Annotated in this window: 19 protein-coding genes and 1 tRNA gene; 8 read left to right on the forward strand and 12 right to left on the reverse strand. The window is 65.3% G+C overall.

All coding sequences use genetic code 11. The annotated features are described in order from the left end of the window. Entirely contained in the window at positions 1-1,269 is a 1,269-nt protein-coding gene (locus tag QM588_RS01970) for an LLM class flavin-dependent oxidoreductase (protein ID WP_283311101.1), read from the forward strand. A gap of 9 nt (positions 1,270-1,278) precedes the next feature. Here the strand turns inward: QM588_RS01970 and QM588_RS01975 are convergent, their stop codons facing one another. From QM588_RS01975 to QM588_RS01985, 3 genes are all read right to left on the reverse strand, one after another. Next, positions 1,279-2,169 (reverse strand): alpha/beta fold hydrolase, encoded by an 891-nt coding sequence (locus QM588_RS01975; protein WP_283311102.1) that lies wholly within the window; start codon positions 2,167-2,169, stop codon positions 1,279-1,281. 12 nt (positions 2,170-2,181) lie between these two features. Further along, complete coding sequence (locus tag QM588_RS01980) at positions 2,182-3,201, reverse strand: PDR/VanB family oxidoreductase (protein ID WP_283311782.1); 1,020 nt, start codon at positions 3,199-3,201, stop codon at positions 2,182-2,184. An 83-nt stretch (positions 3,202-3,284) separates the two neighbouring features. Next, positions 3,285-4,184 carry a metal-dependent hydrolase gene (locus tag QM588_RS01985; protein WP_283311104.1) on the reverse strand — a complete coding sequence of 300 codons (900 nt, stop codon included), beginning with the start codon at positions 4,182-4,184 and terminating at the stop codon, positions 3,285-3,287. A gap of 113 nt (positions 4,185-4,297) precedes the next feature. Here QM588_RS01985 and QM588_RS01990 point away from each other — a divergent pair, with 113 nt between their 5' ends. Next, the gene (locus tag QM588_RS01990) at positions 4,298-4,813 is read left to right on the forward strand and encodes a hypothetical protein (protein WP_283311105.1); all 516 of its coding nucleotides are present in this window, start codon (positions 4,298-4,300) and stop codon (positions 4,811-4,813) included. 138 nt (positions 4,814-4,951) lie between these two features. On the opposite strand, the gene QM588_RS01995 is transcribed toward QM588_RS01990, so the two are convergent. Then, the gene (locus QM588_RS01995; protein ID WP_283311106.1) at positions 4,952-5,419 is read right to left on the reverse strand and encodes a 2-isopropylmalate synthase; all 468 of its coding nucleotides are present in this window, start codon (positions 5,417-5,419) and stop codon (positions 4,952-4,954) included. Between the two features lie 229 nt (positions 5,420-5,648). On the opposite strand from QM588_RS01995, the gene QM588_RS02000 reads away from it, so the two are divergent. After that, complete coding sequence (locus QM588_RS02000) at positions 5,649-6,851, forward strand: ATP-binding protein (protein ID WP_032367752.1); 1,203 nt, start codon at positions 5,649-5,651, stop codon at positions 6,849-6,851. 10 nt (positions 6,852-6,861) lie between these two features. On the opposite strand, the gene QM588_RS02005 is transcribed toward QM588_RS02000, so the two are convergent. Next, entirely contained in the window at positions 6,862-8,043 is a 1,182-nt protein-coding gene (locus QM588_RS02005) for an alkane 1-monooxygenase (RefSeq protein ID WP_283311108.1), read from the reverse strand. 168 nt (positions 8,044-8,211) lie between these two features. Between QM588_RS02005 and QM588_RS02010 the strand changes: the two genes are divergently transcribed. Beyond that, the gene (locus tag QM588_RS02010) at positions 8,212-9,078 is read left to right on the forward strand and encodes an alpha/beta hydrolase (protein ID WP_283311109.1); all 867 of its coding nucleotides are present in this window, start codon (positions 8,212-8,214) and stop codon (positions 9,076-9,078) included. 30 nt (positions 9,079-9,108) lie between these two features. Continuing rightward, entirely contained in the window at positions 9,109-9,957 is an 849-nt protein-coding gene (locus tag QM588_RS02015; protein WP_283311112.1) for a patatin-like phospholipase family protein, read from the forward strand. A 16-nt stretch (positions 9,958-9,973) separates the two neighbouring features. On the opposite strand, the gene QM588_RS02020 is transcribed toward QM588_RS02015, so the two are convergent. After that, positions 9,974-10,882 carry an amidohydrolase family protein gene (locus tag QM588_RS02020; protein WP_283311114.1) on the reverse strand — a complete coding sequence of 303 codons (909 nt, stop codon included), beginning with the start codon at positions 10,880-10,882 and terminating at the stop codon, positions 9,974-9,976. Further along, a complete protein-coding gene (locus tag QM588_RS02025) occupies positions 10,869-11,555 on the reverse strand; it encodes a dienelactone hydrolase family protein (protein ID WP_283311115.1) in 687 nt (228 codons plus the stop codon). The genes QM588_RS02020 and QM588_RS02025 overlap by 14 nt, the downstream gene beginning before the upstream one ends. A 106-nt stretch (positions 11,556-11,661) precedes the next feature. On the opposite strand from QM588_RS02025, the gene QM588_RS02030 reads away from it, so the two are divergent. Beyond that, positions 11,662-12,639 carry an NADPH:quinone oxidoreductase family protein gene (locus QM588_RS02030; protein WP_032367756.1) on the forward strand — a complete coding sequence of 326 codons (978 nt, stop codon included), beginning with the start codon at positions 11,662-11,664 and terminating at the stop codon, positions 12,637-12,639. 21 nt (positions 12,640-12,660) lie between these two features. Here the strand turns inward: QM588_RS02030 and QM588_RS02035 are convergent, their stop codons facing one another. Continuing rightward, positions 12,661-14,016, reverse strand: coding sequence for an ABC1 kinase family protein (locus tag QM588_RS02035; protein WP_283311117.1), 1,356 nt, complete (start codon positions 14,014-14,016; stop codon positions 12,661-12,663). Further along, the gene (locus QM588_RS02040; RefSeq protein ID WP_045841613.1) at positions 14,013-14,576 is read right to left on the reverse strand and encodes a TetR/AcrR family transcriptional regulator; all 564 of its coding nucleotides are present in this window, start codon (positions 14,574-14,576) and stop codon (positions 14,013-14,015) included. The genes QM588_RS02035 and QM588_RS02040 overlap by 4 nt, the downstream gene beginning before the upstream one ends. Before the next feature lie 135 nt (positions 14,577-14,711). Between QM588_RS02040 and QM588_RS02045 the strand changes: the two genes are divergently transcribed. Continuing rightward, complete coding sequence (locus QM588_RS02045; protein WP_283311118.1) at positions 14,712-15,329, forward strand: DUF998 domain-containing protein; 618 nt, start codon at positions 14,712-14,714, stop codon at positions 15,327-15,329. Here QM588_RS02045 and QM588_RS02050 read toward each other — a convergent pair. Continuing rightward, on the reverse strand, positions 15,312-16,091 hold the full coding sequence (locus tag QM588_RS02050; protein ID WP_283311119.1) for an enoyl-CoA hydratase/isomerase family protein: 780 nt from the start codon (positions 16,089-16,091) through the stop codon (positions 15,312-15,314). The two genes, QM588_RS02045 and QM588_RS02050, sit on opposite strands and share 18 nt — an antisense overlap. Positions 16,092-16,163: 72 nt before the next feature. Between QM588_RS02050 and QM588_RS02055 the strand changes: the two genes are divergently transcribed. After that, positions 16,164-16,237 (forward strand) — tRNA-Met (locus QM588_RS02055). Between the two features lie 73 nt (positions 16,238-16,310). Here QM588_RS02055 and QM588_RS02060 read toward each other — a convergent pair. Both QM588_RS02060 and QM588_RS02065 read right to left on the reverse strand, forming a co-directional pair. Next, positions 16,311-16,949, reverse strand: a complete 639-nt coding sequence (locus QM588_RS02060) for an LON peptidase substrate-binding domain-containing protein (RefSeq protein WP_283311120.1) — start codon at positions 16,947-16,949, stop codon at positions 16,311-16,313. Continuing rightward, entirely contained in the window at positions 16,946-17,872 is a 927-nt protein-coding gene (locus tag QM588_RS02065; protein ID WP_283311121.1) for an alpha/beta fold hydrolase, read from the reverse strand. Before QM588_RS02065 ends, QM588_RS02060 begins: the two co-directional genes overlap by 4 nt. Between the last annotated feature and the right edge of the window lie 63 nt (positions 17,873-17,935).

Genomic DNA, 17,935 nt, shown 5'->3' on the forward strand with positions numbered 1-17,935 from the left:
ATGCACCTCAACGCGTTTCTGTACGGCTGCGGACATCACAGTGCAGCGTGGCGGCATCCCGATTCGCGCGTGGAGGATCTCGGCGACATCGCGTACTACGAGGAACTTGCGCAGCTGGCCGAACGGGGAAAGTTCGACGCGGTGTTCTTTGCCGACGGGCATTCCGTTCGCGATCCGGCCGGTGCTGGAACCTGGTTCCTCGAACCGATCACGGCGCTCGCGGCCATGGCTCGAGCGACCACCCACATCGGTCTGGTCACCACGGTGTCGTCGACGTTCTACACCCCGTTCCATGCCGCGCGCATGCTGGCGTCGTTGGATCACATCAGCGGCGGCCGGGCCGGCTGGAACGTCGTCACCTCCATGTTCGACGCCGAGGCACGCAACCACGGGATGGATGTCATCCCGGCTCGCGAGGAGCGCTACGCACGTGCGGCAGAGTTCGTCGATACGGCTCTGGCGCTGTGGGATTCGTGGGATGCCGATGCGTTGACGCTCGATCGCGCCGGGATGTACGCCGACCCGGCCAAGGTCCATGCCATCGACCACGACGGCACGCACTTTCGAGTCGACGGCCCGCTGACGGTACCGCGGTCGCCGCAGGGCAGGCCGGTCCTGTTCCAAGCCGGGGCGTCGGGCCCGGGCCGCGACCTGGCGGCGAAGTACGCCGAGGCAATCTATGCCGTCGCCTACGATCTCGTTGCAGCGCAGAGCTATTACGACGACGTGAAGTCGCGGATCGCCCACGCGGGCCGTGACGGTGCGGTAGTGGGCATCATGCCGGGTTTGGTGACGTACATCGGATCGACGATGGAGGAGGCTCACCGGAAGAAGGCCGAACTGGACGTCTTGCTGCCGACGGAACAATCCCTGGCGATGCTCTCGACGTTCGCCGGCCAGGACTGCGCTGCATGGGAACTCGATGCTCCAGTGCCGCCTCTGCCCCCGGCTGCAGAGTTCAGCGGGCCGCAGGGTCGGTACGAGACCATCCTGCGCATCATCGAAAAGGATCGCCCGACGGTGCGGGAGTTGCTCGGCACCCTCGCGGCCGGCGGCGGGCACGCCACGATGATCGGCACGCCGGAGTCCATCGCCGACGAGATGGAATCGTGGATGGGCCGCGGTGCCGATGGATTCAACCTGATGTGCCCGCGCTATCCGGACTCACTCGCCGACTTCGTCGAACATGTGGTCCCGATCCTGCAGCAGCGCGGCCTCTTTCGATCCGAATACACCTCGTCCACGCTGCGCGGGCATCTGACCGGATGACCTGAAGGTTCAGTGCAGCGAGTCGATGAATTCCGTTGTCAATCGGGCGATGTCGTCCGCATGCGAGATCGGCGACCAGTGTCCCGCCGGAATGTCGTTGCGCGTGAGGTTCTTCACCCACTTGCCGGTGTCGTCGTAGTGGTACGGCCGAACCGCGACGTCCTCGGTGTTGACGATGAGGTGCACGGGGATGTCGATGTACCGATCTCGCGGATTGGTCAGAATCGGAATGATGTTGGCGCGGTATAGGTTGGTGCCGTTGGTCGCGTCCGACCACAGCGTGGGGTTCTGGGTGACGAGCGCCGGGTCGACTCCCGAGAACTCCTCGAGGAATGCCGGCCAGCCCTTGGCGAACTGCCGTTTGATCCGCAGGTTGGCAAGGATCGGGACATGGAAGGTGGCGGTGTACCAGGACGCGCGTACCTGGGCGAGCACCTGCTTGATGCCGGTGAGAGTAGGTTTGCGCAATCGCGACTGCGACCACTTTCCGAGATGGTCGAGATTGGGTCCCGAAACGGAAGTGTAGGAACGGATTCGATCCTTGGCCTGTGGTTGGGCCGCAGCCTCCCACACCTCGACGGCACCCCAGTCGTGCGCGAGCACGTGCACGGGAGCGTCGGGGCTGACCGCATCCGCCACGGCATAGAAGTCTGCCGCCAACCGGGCCAACTTGTACGCCGACTGCTCGGCAGGCACCGAGCTCTCACCGGCTCCGCGCGAGTCGTAGCTGATCACCCGAAACCGGTCTTCGAGTTGCGGGACGATGTGGCTCCACAGTTCGTGAGTATCGGGCCACCCGTGAACGAGGACGATGGGTTCACCCTCGGGGTTTCCGCTCTCGAACACCGCCAACCGAATGCCCTCGTTGACGACCGTCGTACGAAATGCGTTGCTGCTCACTGTCTTTCCGTTCTATAGATCGAGCACGAGACGGGCGCTTCGAGCGCGCGAGACGCAGATGAGCATGTGATCGCGCTGCTCTTCCGGCGTCAGCCGTGTTTCGAGGTGCTCGGGTTCGCCCGAGAGCACCCGAACCTTGCAGGTACCGCAGAAGCCCTGCTGGCACGAGTACGCGATATTGGGCTTCTGCTCTTTGACCGCGGTCAATACGGAGGCGTCGGCGGCTACGTCGAGCACGGCTCCGCTGCTGATCAGCTGCACCTGGAAGGGTTGGCCATCGAGAATCGGTGGAGGTCCGAATCGCTCGAAATGCAATGCGGTGGAGGGGCACTCACGGAAGTCGCGGCGGACGGCGTCGAGCATCGGGGTAGGTCCGCAGCAGTAGACGGCACCGCCGGCCGGGGCGCGCTCGAGCAGTTCGCCCTCACCGGGGTATCCGTGCACGTCATCGGTCCGGACGAACACGCGGTCCGACTCCCAGCTTTCGATCTCCTCGAGAAAGGGCATCGTGTCGCGGGAGCGACCGCAGTACACGAACTGCCAGTCCATCCCGAGAATCCGTGCCGCGCGGACCATGGCGATGATCGGGGTGATGCCGATGCCGCCGGCGATGAACAGAGCACTGCCCTCGGCGACGAAGGGGAAGCCGTTGCGCGGGCCTCGAACAACAACCTCGGTGCCGGGCTCGAGTGCATGCATCTCGATGGAACCGCCTGCGCCGGTCGGAATTCGGCGCACTGCGATGCGGTAGCAACTGCGGTCGGACGGATCACCGCACAGCGAGTACTGCCGACGGCGACCCGACGGCAGGTGCAGATCGAGGTGGCAGCCAGGATGCCAGGTCGGCAATTGCTCCCCCGTCGGCGACGCGAGGGTCAAGGCAGCGACATCGTTGTCCTCGGCGACTATCTCGCGGTCCACGACCACCAGCCGCAGTGCGGAATCAGGATTGTGCCCGGCGACGGCGTCGTCGTACTCCTTGCCCGCCGTCGCATGCATGTAGCCGTTGAGGAATGTACCGAGCATCTGCATCGAGCGATCGGGCCGGGACCGTCCGCGCAGATCCGGCGGCGGATCCTTGGGTAGCAACCGCGGAACGCGGCGCGTCGAGAGTTTCACCGCGCCGCAGCCTGCGCGGCCGGGGACGACGCCAGGTAGCGCACGGCCTGAGCGGTGGAGCCTTCCTGGCTCGGGTGGTACGACTTCTTGAGGTAGCGCGACATGCTGCGGCCGACGTGCGTCAGCGCGGGCAGGGTGCCGCGCTTGACCGACTTTCTCCACAGTGCGGAGCGCGGCTTGCGGACGGACTTCGGCGCGGTCTGCAGCTCGGGGTCGTTCTTCATCAGGAAGATGATCCCGCGCTGCCAGATGTACGCCATCAGCGGCACAACGACCACGAATGTGCGCAGACGACGAACCTCGCGCTTGTCGAAGTAGCGCAGGGTGTCGTACGCGACCGAGCGATGCTCAACCTCTTCGGCACCGTGCCAGCGCAACAGATCGAGCATCGTGGGGTGGATGCCCGCGCGGTCGAGGCCGTCGGCGTTGAGGACCCAATCGCCGAGGAATGCCGTCACGTGCTCGATGGCGGCGATGAGAGCGAGCCGCTCGACGAGGTTGTTCTTGGAGCGCAGGCTGGTGACCGAGTCGGCTCCGAGTACCTTGCCGAAGGTCCAGTCCATCTGGTCGGTGAACGGCTTGGGGTCGAGTCCGTTGGCCTCGAGATGTACGAGGACGCCGGTGTGGGCCTCGGCGTGTACGGCTTCCTGGCCGATGAACCCGATGACGTCGTCACGCAGCTTCTCGTCGTCGATGTAGGGCAGAGCTTCTTTGAACGTATCGACGAACCAGTGCTCACCGGCGGGAAGTATCAGGTGCAGCACGTTGAGAACGTGTGTGGTGTACGGATCGCCCGGCACCCAATGCATCGGCAGATCGCTCCAGTCGAACTTCACGTTCCTGGCCTGCAGCATCACTTCGCCCGGATCCGATGCGACGGCGTTGCGCTCGTTCATCGACTCGACCTCCTCCACGTCCACGATGTGGCCGATGCCACAGTGCGCGACTTAGTATAAACATCGGTTACAGGTAAAAGGAACCTGTCGGTAGACAGTGGGAGACTTCTGCGATGACCGACCCCTCCCCAGCGGCTGTTCCCCCGAACAGCGTCCCCATTGTCTGGCCCACCGAATGGCCCGCCGACGTGCGAAAAATCGCCGACGCCACCGTCGAGGCCCTCGCCGCGGTTGCGACTCGAGATCCGGTGGCATTCGAAGACTCCGTCGACATGCTGGACCGCTCGGACCCGGCCAGGGCCGGGCGCGTGCATGCAGAAATGGTACGGAGTTTGCTCGAAGAGGTATATAGCGACGGTTTGACCGGCGAGAACGTCCAAGAAGTACTTGCTCGAACAGTCAAGGGCGCGGGATGGTTGCCGAACCTGGACATCGCCGGATTCGTCGAGGTGCTCACCGGCGCGCTGGGCGTGACGGACGTCGACGAACAGACACGTTCGAGGCCGCGGCCTGCGCACGCCCTGCTGGTGGTGGCGGATCTGCTCGCTGTTCGCAAGGGCAAGGCCGAAACGTACGTGCGCCATGCACTGGCGGAAATTCACCGCGCTCAGACAATCGAGATGCCCTAGCGAGATCTTCGACTGTATTGATCGAGCGCTAGATAGGCGAAGAAAGCGCTACCGACGCGGGGGCGTGTCGAGATCGCAGTTGTGCAGGCGAGGAGGGCGTTTTGGCCTACACAACTGCGAACTCGGCACTGGTCGGGGCTACCGATGCAGCAGATTGGCACCGGCGATGATGGCCCGGATCGACGACAGGGTTGCGTCGGGCTCGATGGCCATCGACCATTCGCGGCGACCGTCGTGCTCGGTCAGGACGAAGGTGGCGGTCTCGTCGCCGATGCGCTGCTGGTGGAACGAGAGGATCTCGATGCGGAACCCGGTGTCGTGGAGCATCGACGTCAACGCCTCGATCGGTCCGTATGTTGTTGCGGCACAAGCGAAGATGGTGTCACCGATGCCGAAGGTGGCGTCGAACGACATCTTGCCCCCGGTGGCCCCAGTGCCGGACCAGGAGCCCAGCCGAAGAGGCCCGGTCGTGGGCGAGAAGCGGTCGACGAAGGCCGTCCACGACACGTGTTGCCCGGTGATCTCGTCGCGCATCGTGCGCGGCAGGGCGCAGCCGAAACGGGCGTGGAACGGATCGGTGGCGAAAGAAGAAGCAAATGCATTCATGGGAGTGGTCTTCCGAATGTGAAGGGAGGACCGAGGTAGCACGAAGACCCGCAGCGAAGGGGTCGGTCCGAATCAGACCCCGCTACGGCGGCGTACTACGAGAATGCGCTTCACACCACCGAACCTAGCTGCGACCTGAGCGATTGCGCAAGTATCGAGTGAATACAGATGTCTAGGACACGAGCTAGATGTCCGCATATATCGCACGATTCGCTGTAACTTTGGCCCCATGGACCCCGTGCGTAACCCTTACGCTCCCGGCGCAGGCCAGCGCCCACCCGAGCTCGCAGGTCGAAAGAAGCAGCTCGACGCCTTCGATGTCGTCCTCGAACGGATCACCCGAGGCAGGCCGGAACGCAGTGTCGTTCTCACCGGTCTGCGCGGCGTGGGCAAGACGGTGCTGCTCAACCACCTCCGATCCGCGGCCATCGCGCGCGGTTGGGGCACCGGGAAGATCGAAGCTCGTCCCGACCAGGAACTGCGCCGGCCCCTGTCGTCGGCGCTGCACATGGCGGTACGCGGCATTGCGGCCTCGCATCGAGACCCCGAACGCGTCGACGAGTTTCTCGGCGTCCTCAAGGCCTTCGCGCTGCGCGCCACCGCGGACAAGGGGATGCGCGAGCGGTGGCAACCGGGCATCGACGTCCCGGCGAAGACCGGCCGCGCCGATTCCGGCGACATCGAGATCGACCTCGTCGAGCTGCTGCTCGACGCCTCCGCACTGGCCGGCGACGTGGGTGTGGGTATCGCCATCTTCATCGACGAGATGCAGGACCTCGGTCCCGCAGACATCTCCGCACTGTGCGCGGCCTGCCACGAACTCAGTCAGGACACCGCGCCGCTGATCATCGTCGGGGCCGGACTACCGCACCTGCCTGCCGTGCTGTCGGCATCGAAGAGTTACTCCGAGCGCCTGTTCAGCTACCACCGAATCGGCAGGCTCGAGCGAGCCGCAGCAGATCTCGCGTTGATTGCGCCGGCCGACCGCGAGGATGTCGAATTCACTCCCGAGGCACTCGACGCGCTGTACGCAGCCGCCGATGGCTACCCCTACTTCGTGCAGGCCTACGGCAAGGCGACCTGGGATCTCGCCGCCGACAGTCCGATCTCCGCCGAGGACGTGCGCGTCGCCGCTCCGACGGCGGAGGAGGAACTGGCCGTCGGATTCTTCGGTTCGCGCTACGAACGCGCGACACCCGCCGAACGTGAATACATGCGAGCGATGGCCGAACTGTCGGTGGACGACGGTTCGGTGCCGACCTCGGCCGTCGCCACCGAACTCAAACGCAAGCCGGCATCGCTGTCGCCTGCCCGGGACGGCTTGATCAAGAAGGGCCTGATCTACTCGGCCGAGCGCGGCACGATCGCGTTCACTGTGCCGCATTTCGGGCGCTACCTGCGAGCGCAAACCGACGAGCCCGCCGCGGTCTGAGGCGTCGACGCTACGACTGCGCCCGCGCCCCGCTCAGCTTGTCGAGGCGACGGACCGCTGTGCGATCGGTGCGGTCGACGTTGACCAGGCTCGGGTCGCCGTCGTAGAAGTCCATCAGGCGCTGATCCATCACCTTGCGCCACAAGGGCGGAACCATCGAGCAGAAGATCATCACCGCGTATCCGGCCGGGAGTTGCGGAGACTCGTCGACGGTTCGTAGCGCTTGGTAGCGGCGCACCGGATTGGCGTGATGGTCGCTGTGGCGCTGCAGGTGGTAGAGAAACAGGTTGCTCCACAGGTGATCGCTGTTCCAGCTGTCCCGGTGCGAGGGCTTGGCGTAGCGCCCGTCCGGACGCTTGGTGCGCATCAGGCCGTAATGCTCGAGGTAGTTCGCCGCCTCGTACAGGACGATGGCGATGGCGGCCTGAATCAGTAGGTACGGCAGCACGATCCAACCGAACACCGCGATCAGTACCCCGAACAGAACGACGCTCATCGCGGCCGCGTTGAAGAGGTTGTTGCGCAGCGTCCACGGTGACGAGCCCGAACGCGCGAGTCGACGGGATTCGAGATCCCAGGCCGAATGAAGTCCGTGGAACATGGTGCGCGGCAGAAACTTCCAGAACGATTCACCGAATTTCGCCGACGCCGGATCCTCGGGGGTGGCGACGCGTAGATGGTGGCCGTGATTGTGCTCGACGTAGAAGTGGCCGTACAGCGTCTGCGCCAGAGTGACTTTGGAGAGCCACCGCTCGACGTTCTCCCGCTTGTGTCCCAGTTCGTGCGCGGCGTTGATGCCGACGCCGCCGACCACGCCCACGGTGACGGCCAGACCGATTCTCTCCGGTGTGCCGAGTGGTCCGTGTGCCCACAGGTAACACGCGGCCACCAGACCCGCGTATTGCAGCGGCAGGAAGAGGTAGACGCACCACCGGTAGTACTTGTCTTTGTCGAGTGCTGCGAGAGCCTCGTCGGGTGGGTTGCTGCGATCGACGCCCGCGAACTTGTCGACCACCGGCAGCGCAATTCCCATGATCATCAGCCCGAGGGCCCAGAACGCGCCGGGTCCGAGGAGTGTCACCAAGCCCCACGCCAGGAACGGGCTCAGCGGAATCGTCAGGCCGAGCGGCCATAGATAACGCTTGGGGTCGCGCCACGTCGGCGAGGCCCGAACGGCGTGGTTGTCGAGCATGCGTGAACTCACTCCTGATCTTCGAGACTGCCCACGCGATACGAGGGTGGTGCGGTGGTGGTCTGTCACAAGTACATCGCCACGCCTCTGAGGATAGTTACCTAGACGAATCTGTGGGGTTCGAGCGATGGGCCGTCGCAGGGGTCGCGGTCCTTGTACGGTGACCGAATGCAGCATGTCGAGTCGTCGTTCGCCGGGGTACACGGAACTCGCGTCGTCTACGACGTCTGGACCCCGGACGTCGCCGCCGGCAATCCGCCGACCGGCGTTCTGGTGCTGGCTCACGGCCTGGCCGAGCACGCAGGACGGTACCGACACGTGATCGAGCGGCTCGGCTCGCTCGGCCTCGTCGTCTACGCACCCGACCACCGCGGGCACGGGCGATCCGGTGGCAAACGAGTCTCCTTGGCGAAATGGTCGGACTTCACCGACGACCTGCACACACTGTTCTCCATCGCGGCCGAGGAGCACCCCGGCAGCCGCACATTCCTCCTGGGACACAGCATGGGTGGTGCCATCGCACTGTCCTACGCCCTCGACCATCAGGGTGATCTGGACGCACTGATGCTGTCCGGGCCTGCGGTCAACCCGTCCGTGGGCCAACCGAAGGCACTGGTCGCGGTGGGTGCAGTACTCGGCAGGTTCCTGCCGTCGCTGCCGGTACTGAAACTCGACCCCAACGACGTCTCCCGCGACAGGGCCGTCGTCGACGCCTATGTCGCCGATCCGCTGGGCTATCACGGCAGCGTCACGGCCGGGCTGGCAGCAGCACTGTTGCAGGAGAGTCGTACGTATCCCGCCAGATTGCCGTCGCTGACCATTCCGGTGTTGCTGCAGCACGGAACCGCGGACCGGTTGGCCGATGTCTCGGGCAGCGAACTCATCGCCGAACTGGCGGGCTCCGAGGACCTGACCTTGAAAACCTATGACGGGCTGTTCCACGAAGTCTTCAACGAGCCGGAGCAGGAGCGCGTGCTCGACGACCTGATCACGTGGTTACGGCCGCGGGTCGGCGGCGGGGCTGTAAGTTCCTGACGGGTCCAGCGGAAGAACGGGGTTACGACCATGGCCAGACGAGCGCTCGTATTGGGCGGCGGCGGTGTAGCGGGCATTGCGTGGCAGACAGGCGTCCTTCTGGGACTGGCCGAGGCCGGGGCCGATGTCAGCGACGCCGAGATGTTGCTCGGAACGTCGGCCGGTTCTTCGGTGGCCGCTCAGATCTCGAGTGGCACTCCGATAGCGGAGTTCTTCGAGCGGCAGGCGGACGAGTCGAAGCAGGACAACGAGCCGCACGCCGAGGCCACCATCGACGAGCTCGTCACCATGCTGGCCCGAGCCGCTCAGAACTCGGACGGCAGTGCGCTGGACACGCGCAGGCGCATCGGTGCCGAAGCTCTGGCGACATCGACGATCACCGAACGGGAACGACGAGCCATCATCGCCCGCCGATTGACGAAGCACTCGTGGCCCGACCGCGATCTGCGGATCGTCACCGTGGACGCCCTGACGGGACGCCATCGAGTACTGGACCGGGGATCGGGCGTCGAGCTCATCGACGCCGTGGCCGCGAGCTGCGCGATCCCGGGCATGTGGCCGCCGGTGACGATCGGCGATCACCGCTACGTCGACGGCGGTATCCGTGCGAGCGAGAACGCCGATCTGGCGGTGGGTTTCGAGAAGGTGCTGGTGCTCAAGGTCGGCGCGCTCGATCTGGAAGGCGACCCCTTCGAGGTCGAACGTGCGAAATTGGTCAAGGGCGGCTCGAAAGTGGAAGTCATCGTTCCCGACGCGGATTCGTCGGCTGCGATCGGACCCGACCCCACCGACATCGCCGTGCGCGCGGCGGCAGCGATCGCGGGCCGGGCGCAGGGCACCGCCATCGCCGAGCGTATCGCCGAATTCTGGGTGGGCTGAGACCCGCGAACGGGACTCAACCGAACAGGGCCGCGCCGTTGCTCCAGCACACGGCGCGGACCCACTCGTCACCGAGTCCGAGACGGCTCACCGCCTCCAGCGCGTCCAGGTAGGGGTACGGGATGTTCGGGAAGTCGCTCCCGAACAGAATGCGATCCTGCAGGTCCAGCAGGCGCGGCATCTCGTGCCGGGGAAACGGTGCAGCGGCCTCGGAGAAGTCCGTGAAGGCCATGGTGGTGTCCAGGCGTACGTTCTCGTATCGATCGGCCAGATCGAGAAAGTCCACGTACTCGGGCATGCCCATGTGCGCGACGATGAGCGGTAGCGTCGGAAACCGCTGCAGCAGAGCGGCGATCGGCTCGGGGCCGGTATACGAGCCGGGTGCCGGTCCGGAGCCGCAGTGGATGACCACCGGAATCTGCGCATCCGAAATGGTGCCCCAGACGCCGTCGAGCAGCGGGTCGTTGGGCGAGTAGTTCCCGACCTGAATGTGCGACTTGAAGATTCGCGTTCCGTTCGTCACCGCCTGCTCGACGTACTGCGTCGCTCCGTCCTCGGGATAGAACGTCGCAGTCTGCAGACAATCGGGGGTGCGAGCCGCGAAGTCCGCACCCCAGGAGTTCAGCCAGGCCGCCATCTCAGGTTTGTGCGGGTAGATCATCGACGTGAATCGCCGCACGCCGAACCCTCGAATCACCTGCAGCCGTCGGTCTTCGGCGAAGCGGTACGAGATGGGCCAGACGCTGCCCGTCAGCGGGCCTGCGCTGTCGAAGTAGCTCCACACCTTGTCCATCACGTTCTTCGGCATGAAGTGCGTGTGGACGTCGAACAGACCGGGCAGCGCCAGCTCGGTCCAGAAGGCGACGATGCGTTCGGTCTCCTCCGCGAGTTCGGCGTCGGAGCGAGGGTGCTCAGCGTGCGACATGCGCGTCGAACCACTCGAGGGTCTTGGTCCACGCGTCGCCTGCGGCTGCGGCATCGAACACGGCAGGGCGGTCGTCGCAGTGAAAGCCGTGCTTGCCGTGGGGGTATCGGGTGATCTCGGTGCCGACCGGTGCCGTGGCGGTGATCTCCCGCAGTGTCTCGACGTCCTGGAACGGAATGCCATCGTCCAGATCTCCGAAGAAGCCGTGCCACGGTGTCCGGAGAGCGTCGCCCACTGAGGCCATCGCGGGATAACCGAAGCGGCCCTTCGTGATCCCGCCTCCGTAGAATGTCGCTGCCGCACCGAGTTGCCGTCGAACCGCGGTATGGAAGGCCACGGTTCCGCCCATGCAGAAGCCGACGATCGCGATGGACGAGGGCTCGAACCCCAGTTCGGCCAGCGCACTCGCCGCCGCGTCCACGTCGGAGTCCACCTCGTCCGCCTCGAGTTTCCCGATGGCCGCCATGGCGGAATCCATGTCCGAGTAGTCGAGCACGCTCACACCCTCCTGCCGGTGGAACAGATGCGGAGCGACGGCGACCCAACCTGCGGCCGCGACCCGATTGCAGACGTCGACGATGTGGTCGGTGACGCCGAAGGCTTCTTGGATGACGATGACGCCGCCGCGGGCGGTGCCGTCGGGCGAGACGATGGTGAGGGGAGTGGTGTTCACCCCTCGATTGGAGCACATCACCAGGAGTGGATGCCGGTAGCGGCGGTGAGTACGGCAGTTTTGTACCGTGGCAGGCAGGGAACGATCCCGACCGAGAGGACACTTCATGCGCGCGGTACAGATCTCCAGTCTCGACGGACCCGATTCGGTGACCGTTGCCGATATCGACGAACCCACCGCGCGTGATGGGTCGGTGGTCATCGAGGTCAGGGCCGCGGGCGTCGCGTTTCCCGACGCGTTGCTCACCCGTGGGCTGTATCAGTACAAGCCCGAGTTGCCGTTCGTTCCGGGCAGCGAGATCGCCGGCATCGTGCGGTCGGCTCCGGCGGATTCGGGCTTCGCGGCCGGAGACCGCGTGGCAGCGTTGACGGGGCTCAGCGACGGTATGGCCGAGGTCGCCGTCGTCTCGCCCGACACGGTGTTCGCGTTGCCCGAGTCCGTGTCGCTCACTGCGGGTGCAGGCTTGCTGTTCAACGATCTGACGGTGCACTTCGCGTTGCGCGAGCGCGGCCGCTTGGCGCAGGGCGAGACGGTGTTGGTGCACGGCGCGGCCGGCGGGATCGGAACCTCCGCTCTGCGAATGGCTCCGGTTCTCGGGGCAGCACGGGTGATCGCAGTGGTGAGCTCGGAAGCAAAGGCAGACATCGCGCGCGCCGCCGGAGCCACCGACGTCGTACTGGTCGACGGCTGGAAGGATGCGGTCAAGGAGCTGACCGGCGGCCGTGGCGTCGACGTGGTCGTCGATCCGGTGGGCGGTGACCGGTTCACCGACAGCATCCGTTCGCTCGCGCCCTCGGGCCGAATCCTGGTGCTGGGCTTCACCGGTGGCGAGATCCCGACCGTCAAGGTCAACCGTTTGCTGCTGAACAACGTCGATGTCGTCGGCGTCGGCTGGGGTGCGTGGTGGATGACGCGCCCGGGCTACCTGGCCACTCAGTGGGCCGAGATCGAGCCGCTGCTCGCGGACGGTTCGCTCGTGGCTCCCGAGCCGTCCGTCTTCCCCGTCTCCGATGCGGCAGCAGCGATCGCCTCGCTCGAAAACCGAACGGCAGCAGGGAAAGTGGTTCTCGACTTCAGTCTGTGATCGGGTGCGCGGGCTGTCGGATCACTCCGGCAGCTCGATGCCCCGTGCCTCGGACAGCGCCGCGATCTCGGCGGGAAAGACGTTCTTGAACACGAACGGGTCGGTGCCCAACGCCCAGTTCGGTGCGAGTTCGATGGCATACCTCTCGAAGTAGCCGAGCTGCTTGGCCACCAGGATCAGTTCCTCGGGGCTGGACGTCTTGTACTGCTTGCCCATGCCGACCAACGCCCGGATGAAGTCCGCCAGGCTGAAGTGGGCGAGGGTGGTCGAGAGCATCGGCGCGAACACCGACTGCAGAATCGCGCCGACTTCGGCGTCCGAACCCATCTGCGGGGCAACGATTCCCAGACGTTTGACGGTACCGGCGAGGCGGGTGAAGTCGCCGTCGATCACCGTGGCGTGGAAGAGGTCGAGCAACAACGCGCGCCACTGCTCGTCCACCTCGCCCATGACGCCGAAGTCCAGAAAGGCCACTCTGCCGTCGTCGAGCACCCAGACGTTTCCCGCGTGCACGTCGCCGTGGAACAGGCCGTGCAGTACCAGGGCCTCCATCCAGACCTTGGCGGCACGGCGGACGATCAGCTCCGATTGCTCACCGGGCCGGTACCGGTCCAGCGGAGAGCCGTGCATGCGTTCCATGCAGATCACGCGTCCACCGCAGTAGTCGAGAAACACCTCGGGTGCGGTGACGTGCTTGTTGTCGCCGAATGCCCCAATTGCACTGCGAAAGCTGTGCTGGCGCTTGGCTTCCACTGCGCTGTCGAGTTCTGCGAACGTCGCGGCGTGCAGGTCGACGATGATGGCCGACGCGTTGGCCGTGGCGAAGAACGGAATGAACTTCTCGAGACCGCGCGCGATGAGATACGCGATTCGCAGGTCGATTTTCATGCGGTGGTAGATGCCTCGCCGCTGCACCTTCATGACCACTTCGCGGCCGTCGTCGCGGCGCACACACAGGTGTACCTGGGCGACCGACGCCGACGAGAGCGGTACGTCGTCGAACGAGGAGAACAATTCGTCGACGCTCCGGCCCAGGTCTGCCTCGATCACTGCGCGAGCCTGCGACCCGGGAAACGGCGGCACCTCGTCCAGGCATCGCAGACAGGTGTCGGCGAGGACCTTGGGAAACAGTCCGGGCGACGAACCCATCAGTTGCCCCACCTTGACGAAGGTGGGGCCGAGCACGAAGAACGCGTCGACGACGGCCTTGGAGGCGTGAACCGGCCAGCCGCGCCGCGGCGCACGAACCCAGCGGCCGACTGCGATGAACTGAAAGTACGTCAGCACCGATCCGATCACGATGAGTCGCAACAACTCTCGTATGCCGAAGGTCTTCAGCTCGGGTGCCGGCTTCGGCGTCGTGTCGTCAGGTGTCATGCGTGCACTCCCGCCGACACGCGTGCGGCCGAGGCTTCGAGTCGGGCCAGTACCCGGTCGAATCGTGTGGCATCGTCGAAAGCCCGTGCCAGCACCAACGCCCCCTGGATTCCGGCGACGATCTCTTCGGCCAGCTCGGCCGCCGAGTCGCCGTGTCCGAGCCGCTGCAGCACCGGAGTGAGTGCCTCGATCCACTGGGTGAAATGCGCGGCGACACGGCTGGAGAAGGTGGCACGCTCGAGCCCGAGCGTGAACGCGCCGAACAGGCACACCAGGCGATTGGACCGAAAATAGCGGGCGGTCTGCTCGAACATGTCGTGGGTCGTCGACGCCGCGTCGTCTCCGTGCCGCAGCGGCTCGAAGACGTTGTGGTGGAACCACAGCTCGACGTCGTCGAGGACTGCCTCGGCCATTTCCTGCTTTCCCCGCGGAAAGTAGTGGTAGAGACTGCCTTTGCCGAGTCCGGTGCATCTGCTGATGACCGCGAGGGACGACCCGTCGAACCCGTGGTCGCGGAACACTCCTGCGAGTATCGGCACCACGTCGTGGCGATCGCTCATGAGCCGGTACTGTACCAATCGGTACAAGCCCGGTGCATCGGGGTGGCCGGGAGTGGAGCCTGCGGAATGACCCAGCTCTCGGGAGTGGAGCCTGCGGAATGACCCATCGGGTATCGGGCGGTGAATACTGCAGTGGTGAAGCGATCCACAGTTCTGGCCGCCGCGGCGTTTCTCGTCGGTGGGTGTACCTACCTCGCAGCCGAAGTCATCTCGGCGCGCGGCTGGACCGACCGACCGTACAGCTACGCGCGCAACAACATCAGCGACCTCGGCATCCCTGATCTGTCGCCGCTGCACACTGTGATGAACACCGGCTTCGTGGTGGACGGGGCTCTGTTCGCCCTGGCGGGTCTGGGGCTGTCGGTGTTGTTCGAGGGTCGAGCGCGCTGGATCGTGCTGGGCACGTCGGTCGTGCACGGCGTCGGCAGCATCGTGGTCGGGCTCGCGCATGCTTCGGTCGACGGAGCATCGACTCCGCATGCAGCGGGCGCGGGTATGGCGATCATCGGTGGAAACCTGGTGCTCCTGGCTGCAGGCCGGTACGGCGGCCGCGTCGGCGCACCTCGCTGGTACACGACGGCCAGTGTCGCGGCCGGTGTTGCGGGGCTGGCCGGTTTCGCACTGTTTCTCGCCGATACCGGCATTCTCGGCGGCGGAGCGTTCGAGCGTATTTCCGTCTACACCATCATCGGATGGGAGATCGTCACCGGCGCAGCACTTCTCGCGCGGGCCCGGCTATCGAAAGTTCGGTGACTCCTTGGCGAGGAAAGCCCGTACGCCCTCTCGGCCGTCGGCCGACTCGAAGGCTTCCTCGAACACCGGCAGTGCCCGTCGTGCCGGTTCGTGCGGTGACTGCCCGAACGTGAGCGCGAGAGCTCGTTTGTTCGCGTGCACGGCCGAGCGGGACTTGGCGGCCAGCACGCGCGCCAGGTCCAGTGCCACCGACAAGGACCCACCGCGGGGAGCCACTCGATTGATCAGACCCCACTCCAGTGCGGTCTCGGCAGAGATGGGCTCGCCGAGCAAGACGAGTTCGGCTGCGCGCGACTGACCCACGCGCCGTAACGCACGCATGGTCCCGCCACTGCTGGGGACGAGCCCGAGATCGATCTCGGGCATGCCGAGGCGGGCACCCGCGTCGGCAACGACGAGATCGCAGCACAGCGCCATCTCGAGTCCACCGCCCAGGGCGAATCCGTCGATTGCTGCGACCGTCGGCAGCGGTAGGTCGGCCAGCAATTCGAGGGTCGCGTTCTCGACGTTGCTCTTGCTTTCGAGGACGTCGCCTGCCGCCTGCATCCCGGGCATTTCGGAGATGTCCGAACCTGCACTGAACATCCGGTCGCCGGTCAGCACGACCGCCCGGACGGTGGAGTTCTCGGCCAGTTCGCGAAGAATCGCCCGCAGCCGTCGCGTCGCAGGCCGGGTCAGGGCGTTCACCGGAGGGTTGCTCAGCGTGATCTGTGCGACGGACCGGTGTGGAAAGGACAGGATGGGTGACGACTCGGTGGGCATGAAAGAACCGTAGAGCGTTGACCTGGCGATTGGGAGTCTGCCGCGACGGCATGTACCGTTGGTATCACCCGACGCGGGGTGGAGCAGCTCGGTAGCTCGCTGGGCTCATAACCCAGAGGTCGCAGGTTCAAATCCTGTCCCCGCTACTACAAAGATCAGGCCCAGCACCTATGGTGCTGGGCCTGATCTCTTTTCTGGGTTGGCCTGGTCCCGGTCTCGTCAGGGCTGAAGTCTGAATTGCACGACGGCCGTGACGTTTTCGATTGCGTCGTCGAGCGCCTTCAAGCGTGACGGGGCATCCGGTGCCGAGAGGATGTCGAGTCGGTCGGACTGCCCCATCGGAATCAGCGAGGCCAACGACCAGATCTTCTCGGCCGCCGAAATCGGCAGGCTCAAGAAGTCCGGCACACCCGGCGTCACGATTTCCTCGGCGGATTCGAGTCGACCGATCAGCTCGTAGAGATCCTCCACTTTGGCCCAGGTGGCGGCGAACTGCGTATCGGCGATGACGGCGTCGACGTCTGCGTCGGGCCACGGGCGGACGTCGGCCAGTGGATACGGGTCGTCCGGTAGCCAGGCGTCGATCCGAATCCGTTCACCACCGACGCATTCGAGCAGATACCTGCCGTCGCCGATGGCCTCGTGGCCGATGATGTGGGCCAGCGTGGCCACGTCGTGTCGGACGTCGCCGCCACCTGCCTCGTGCCCACGGGCGATGAGGACCACACCGAAACTGGGATCGTCCTTCTTCAGACAGTCCTGTACCAGCGCTTGATACCGCGGCTCGAAGATGTGCAACGGCAGCCGTTCTCCGGGAAGCAACACGCTGCCGAGGGGGAACATCGGGATGACGCTCACGGGCGCTGCAACGGCATGACTGCCGGGGTGATCTCCGTCGGCGCGCCGCTGTCCGCGTCACTCGAGTCGGTGTTGGCAGCCAAGAACTCGTCCAGCAGCCGGAAGAAGAAGTCCGGCTCGTCGAGCTGGGGGAAGTGGCCGGCGTCCGGGAAGATCTCCACGTGACTGTTGGGCACCTCGCGTCGGATGTTGTCAGCGTGCTTGGCGGGAATCATGCGATCTTTGCCGCCCCAGATCAGCAGCGACGGAATGGACTCGAACTTCTCGAAATGCTGCTTGGCGCTGACGGTTTGGCCGCGGGGGCCGACGACGGCCCGAGTCGACGCCAGAAATGCCTCTCGCGTCGACCGGTCGGCGACCGAGCGGAACGAACGCCACGTCTCGGCCATGCTGGGTCCGGGCTTCACCGGAAGCCCCCACTTGCCCAACTGTGCCAGCGCTCCCTCGGTGTTCTTGCGGAACCAGTCCGAGGCCAACATCGGAAGCACCAGTTCGCTGCCGGGCAGCGTCGCGGCCTTGAGCAACAAGCTCACCTCCGGGCCGAGCCCGCCGCTGCTGACCAGTACGAGGCGATCGACTCGCTCGGGAAACAGGTACGTCATCTGCATGACGATGCCGCCGCCGAGCGAGTGGCCCACCAGCGGCGCGGAGTCGATGTCGAGGTACTCCATCAGGTCCCGAATGGTGGCCGAGTGCGAACTGAGCGAATAGTCGCCGGACGGCTTGTCGGAGTCACCGTGTCCGAACAGGTCGGGTGCTATCACCCGATACTCCGCCGACAGCCGTTCGATCTGCGTGCCCCAGGACATGTGCGATCCGAGCAGCCCGTGAACCAGAATCACGGGCGGTCCGTCGCCGATGTCGACGTACCGCAGGACGTCCTTGTGTAGTTCCACCGACTGCAGTTCGTACGATGCGCTCATGGTCGACCTCCCTGTCTCGGTTCGGGCCGGTGGCTCGGCTGATCAGCCGTCCGGCACAAACGT

Source organism: Rhodococcus sp. IEGM 1354 (genome assembly GCF_030056855.1).
Taxonomy (GTDB): Bacteria; Actinomycetota; Actinomycetes; order Mycobacteriales; family Mycobacteriaceae; genus Rhodococcoides.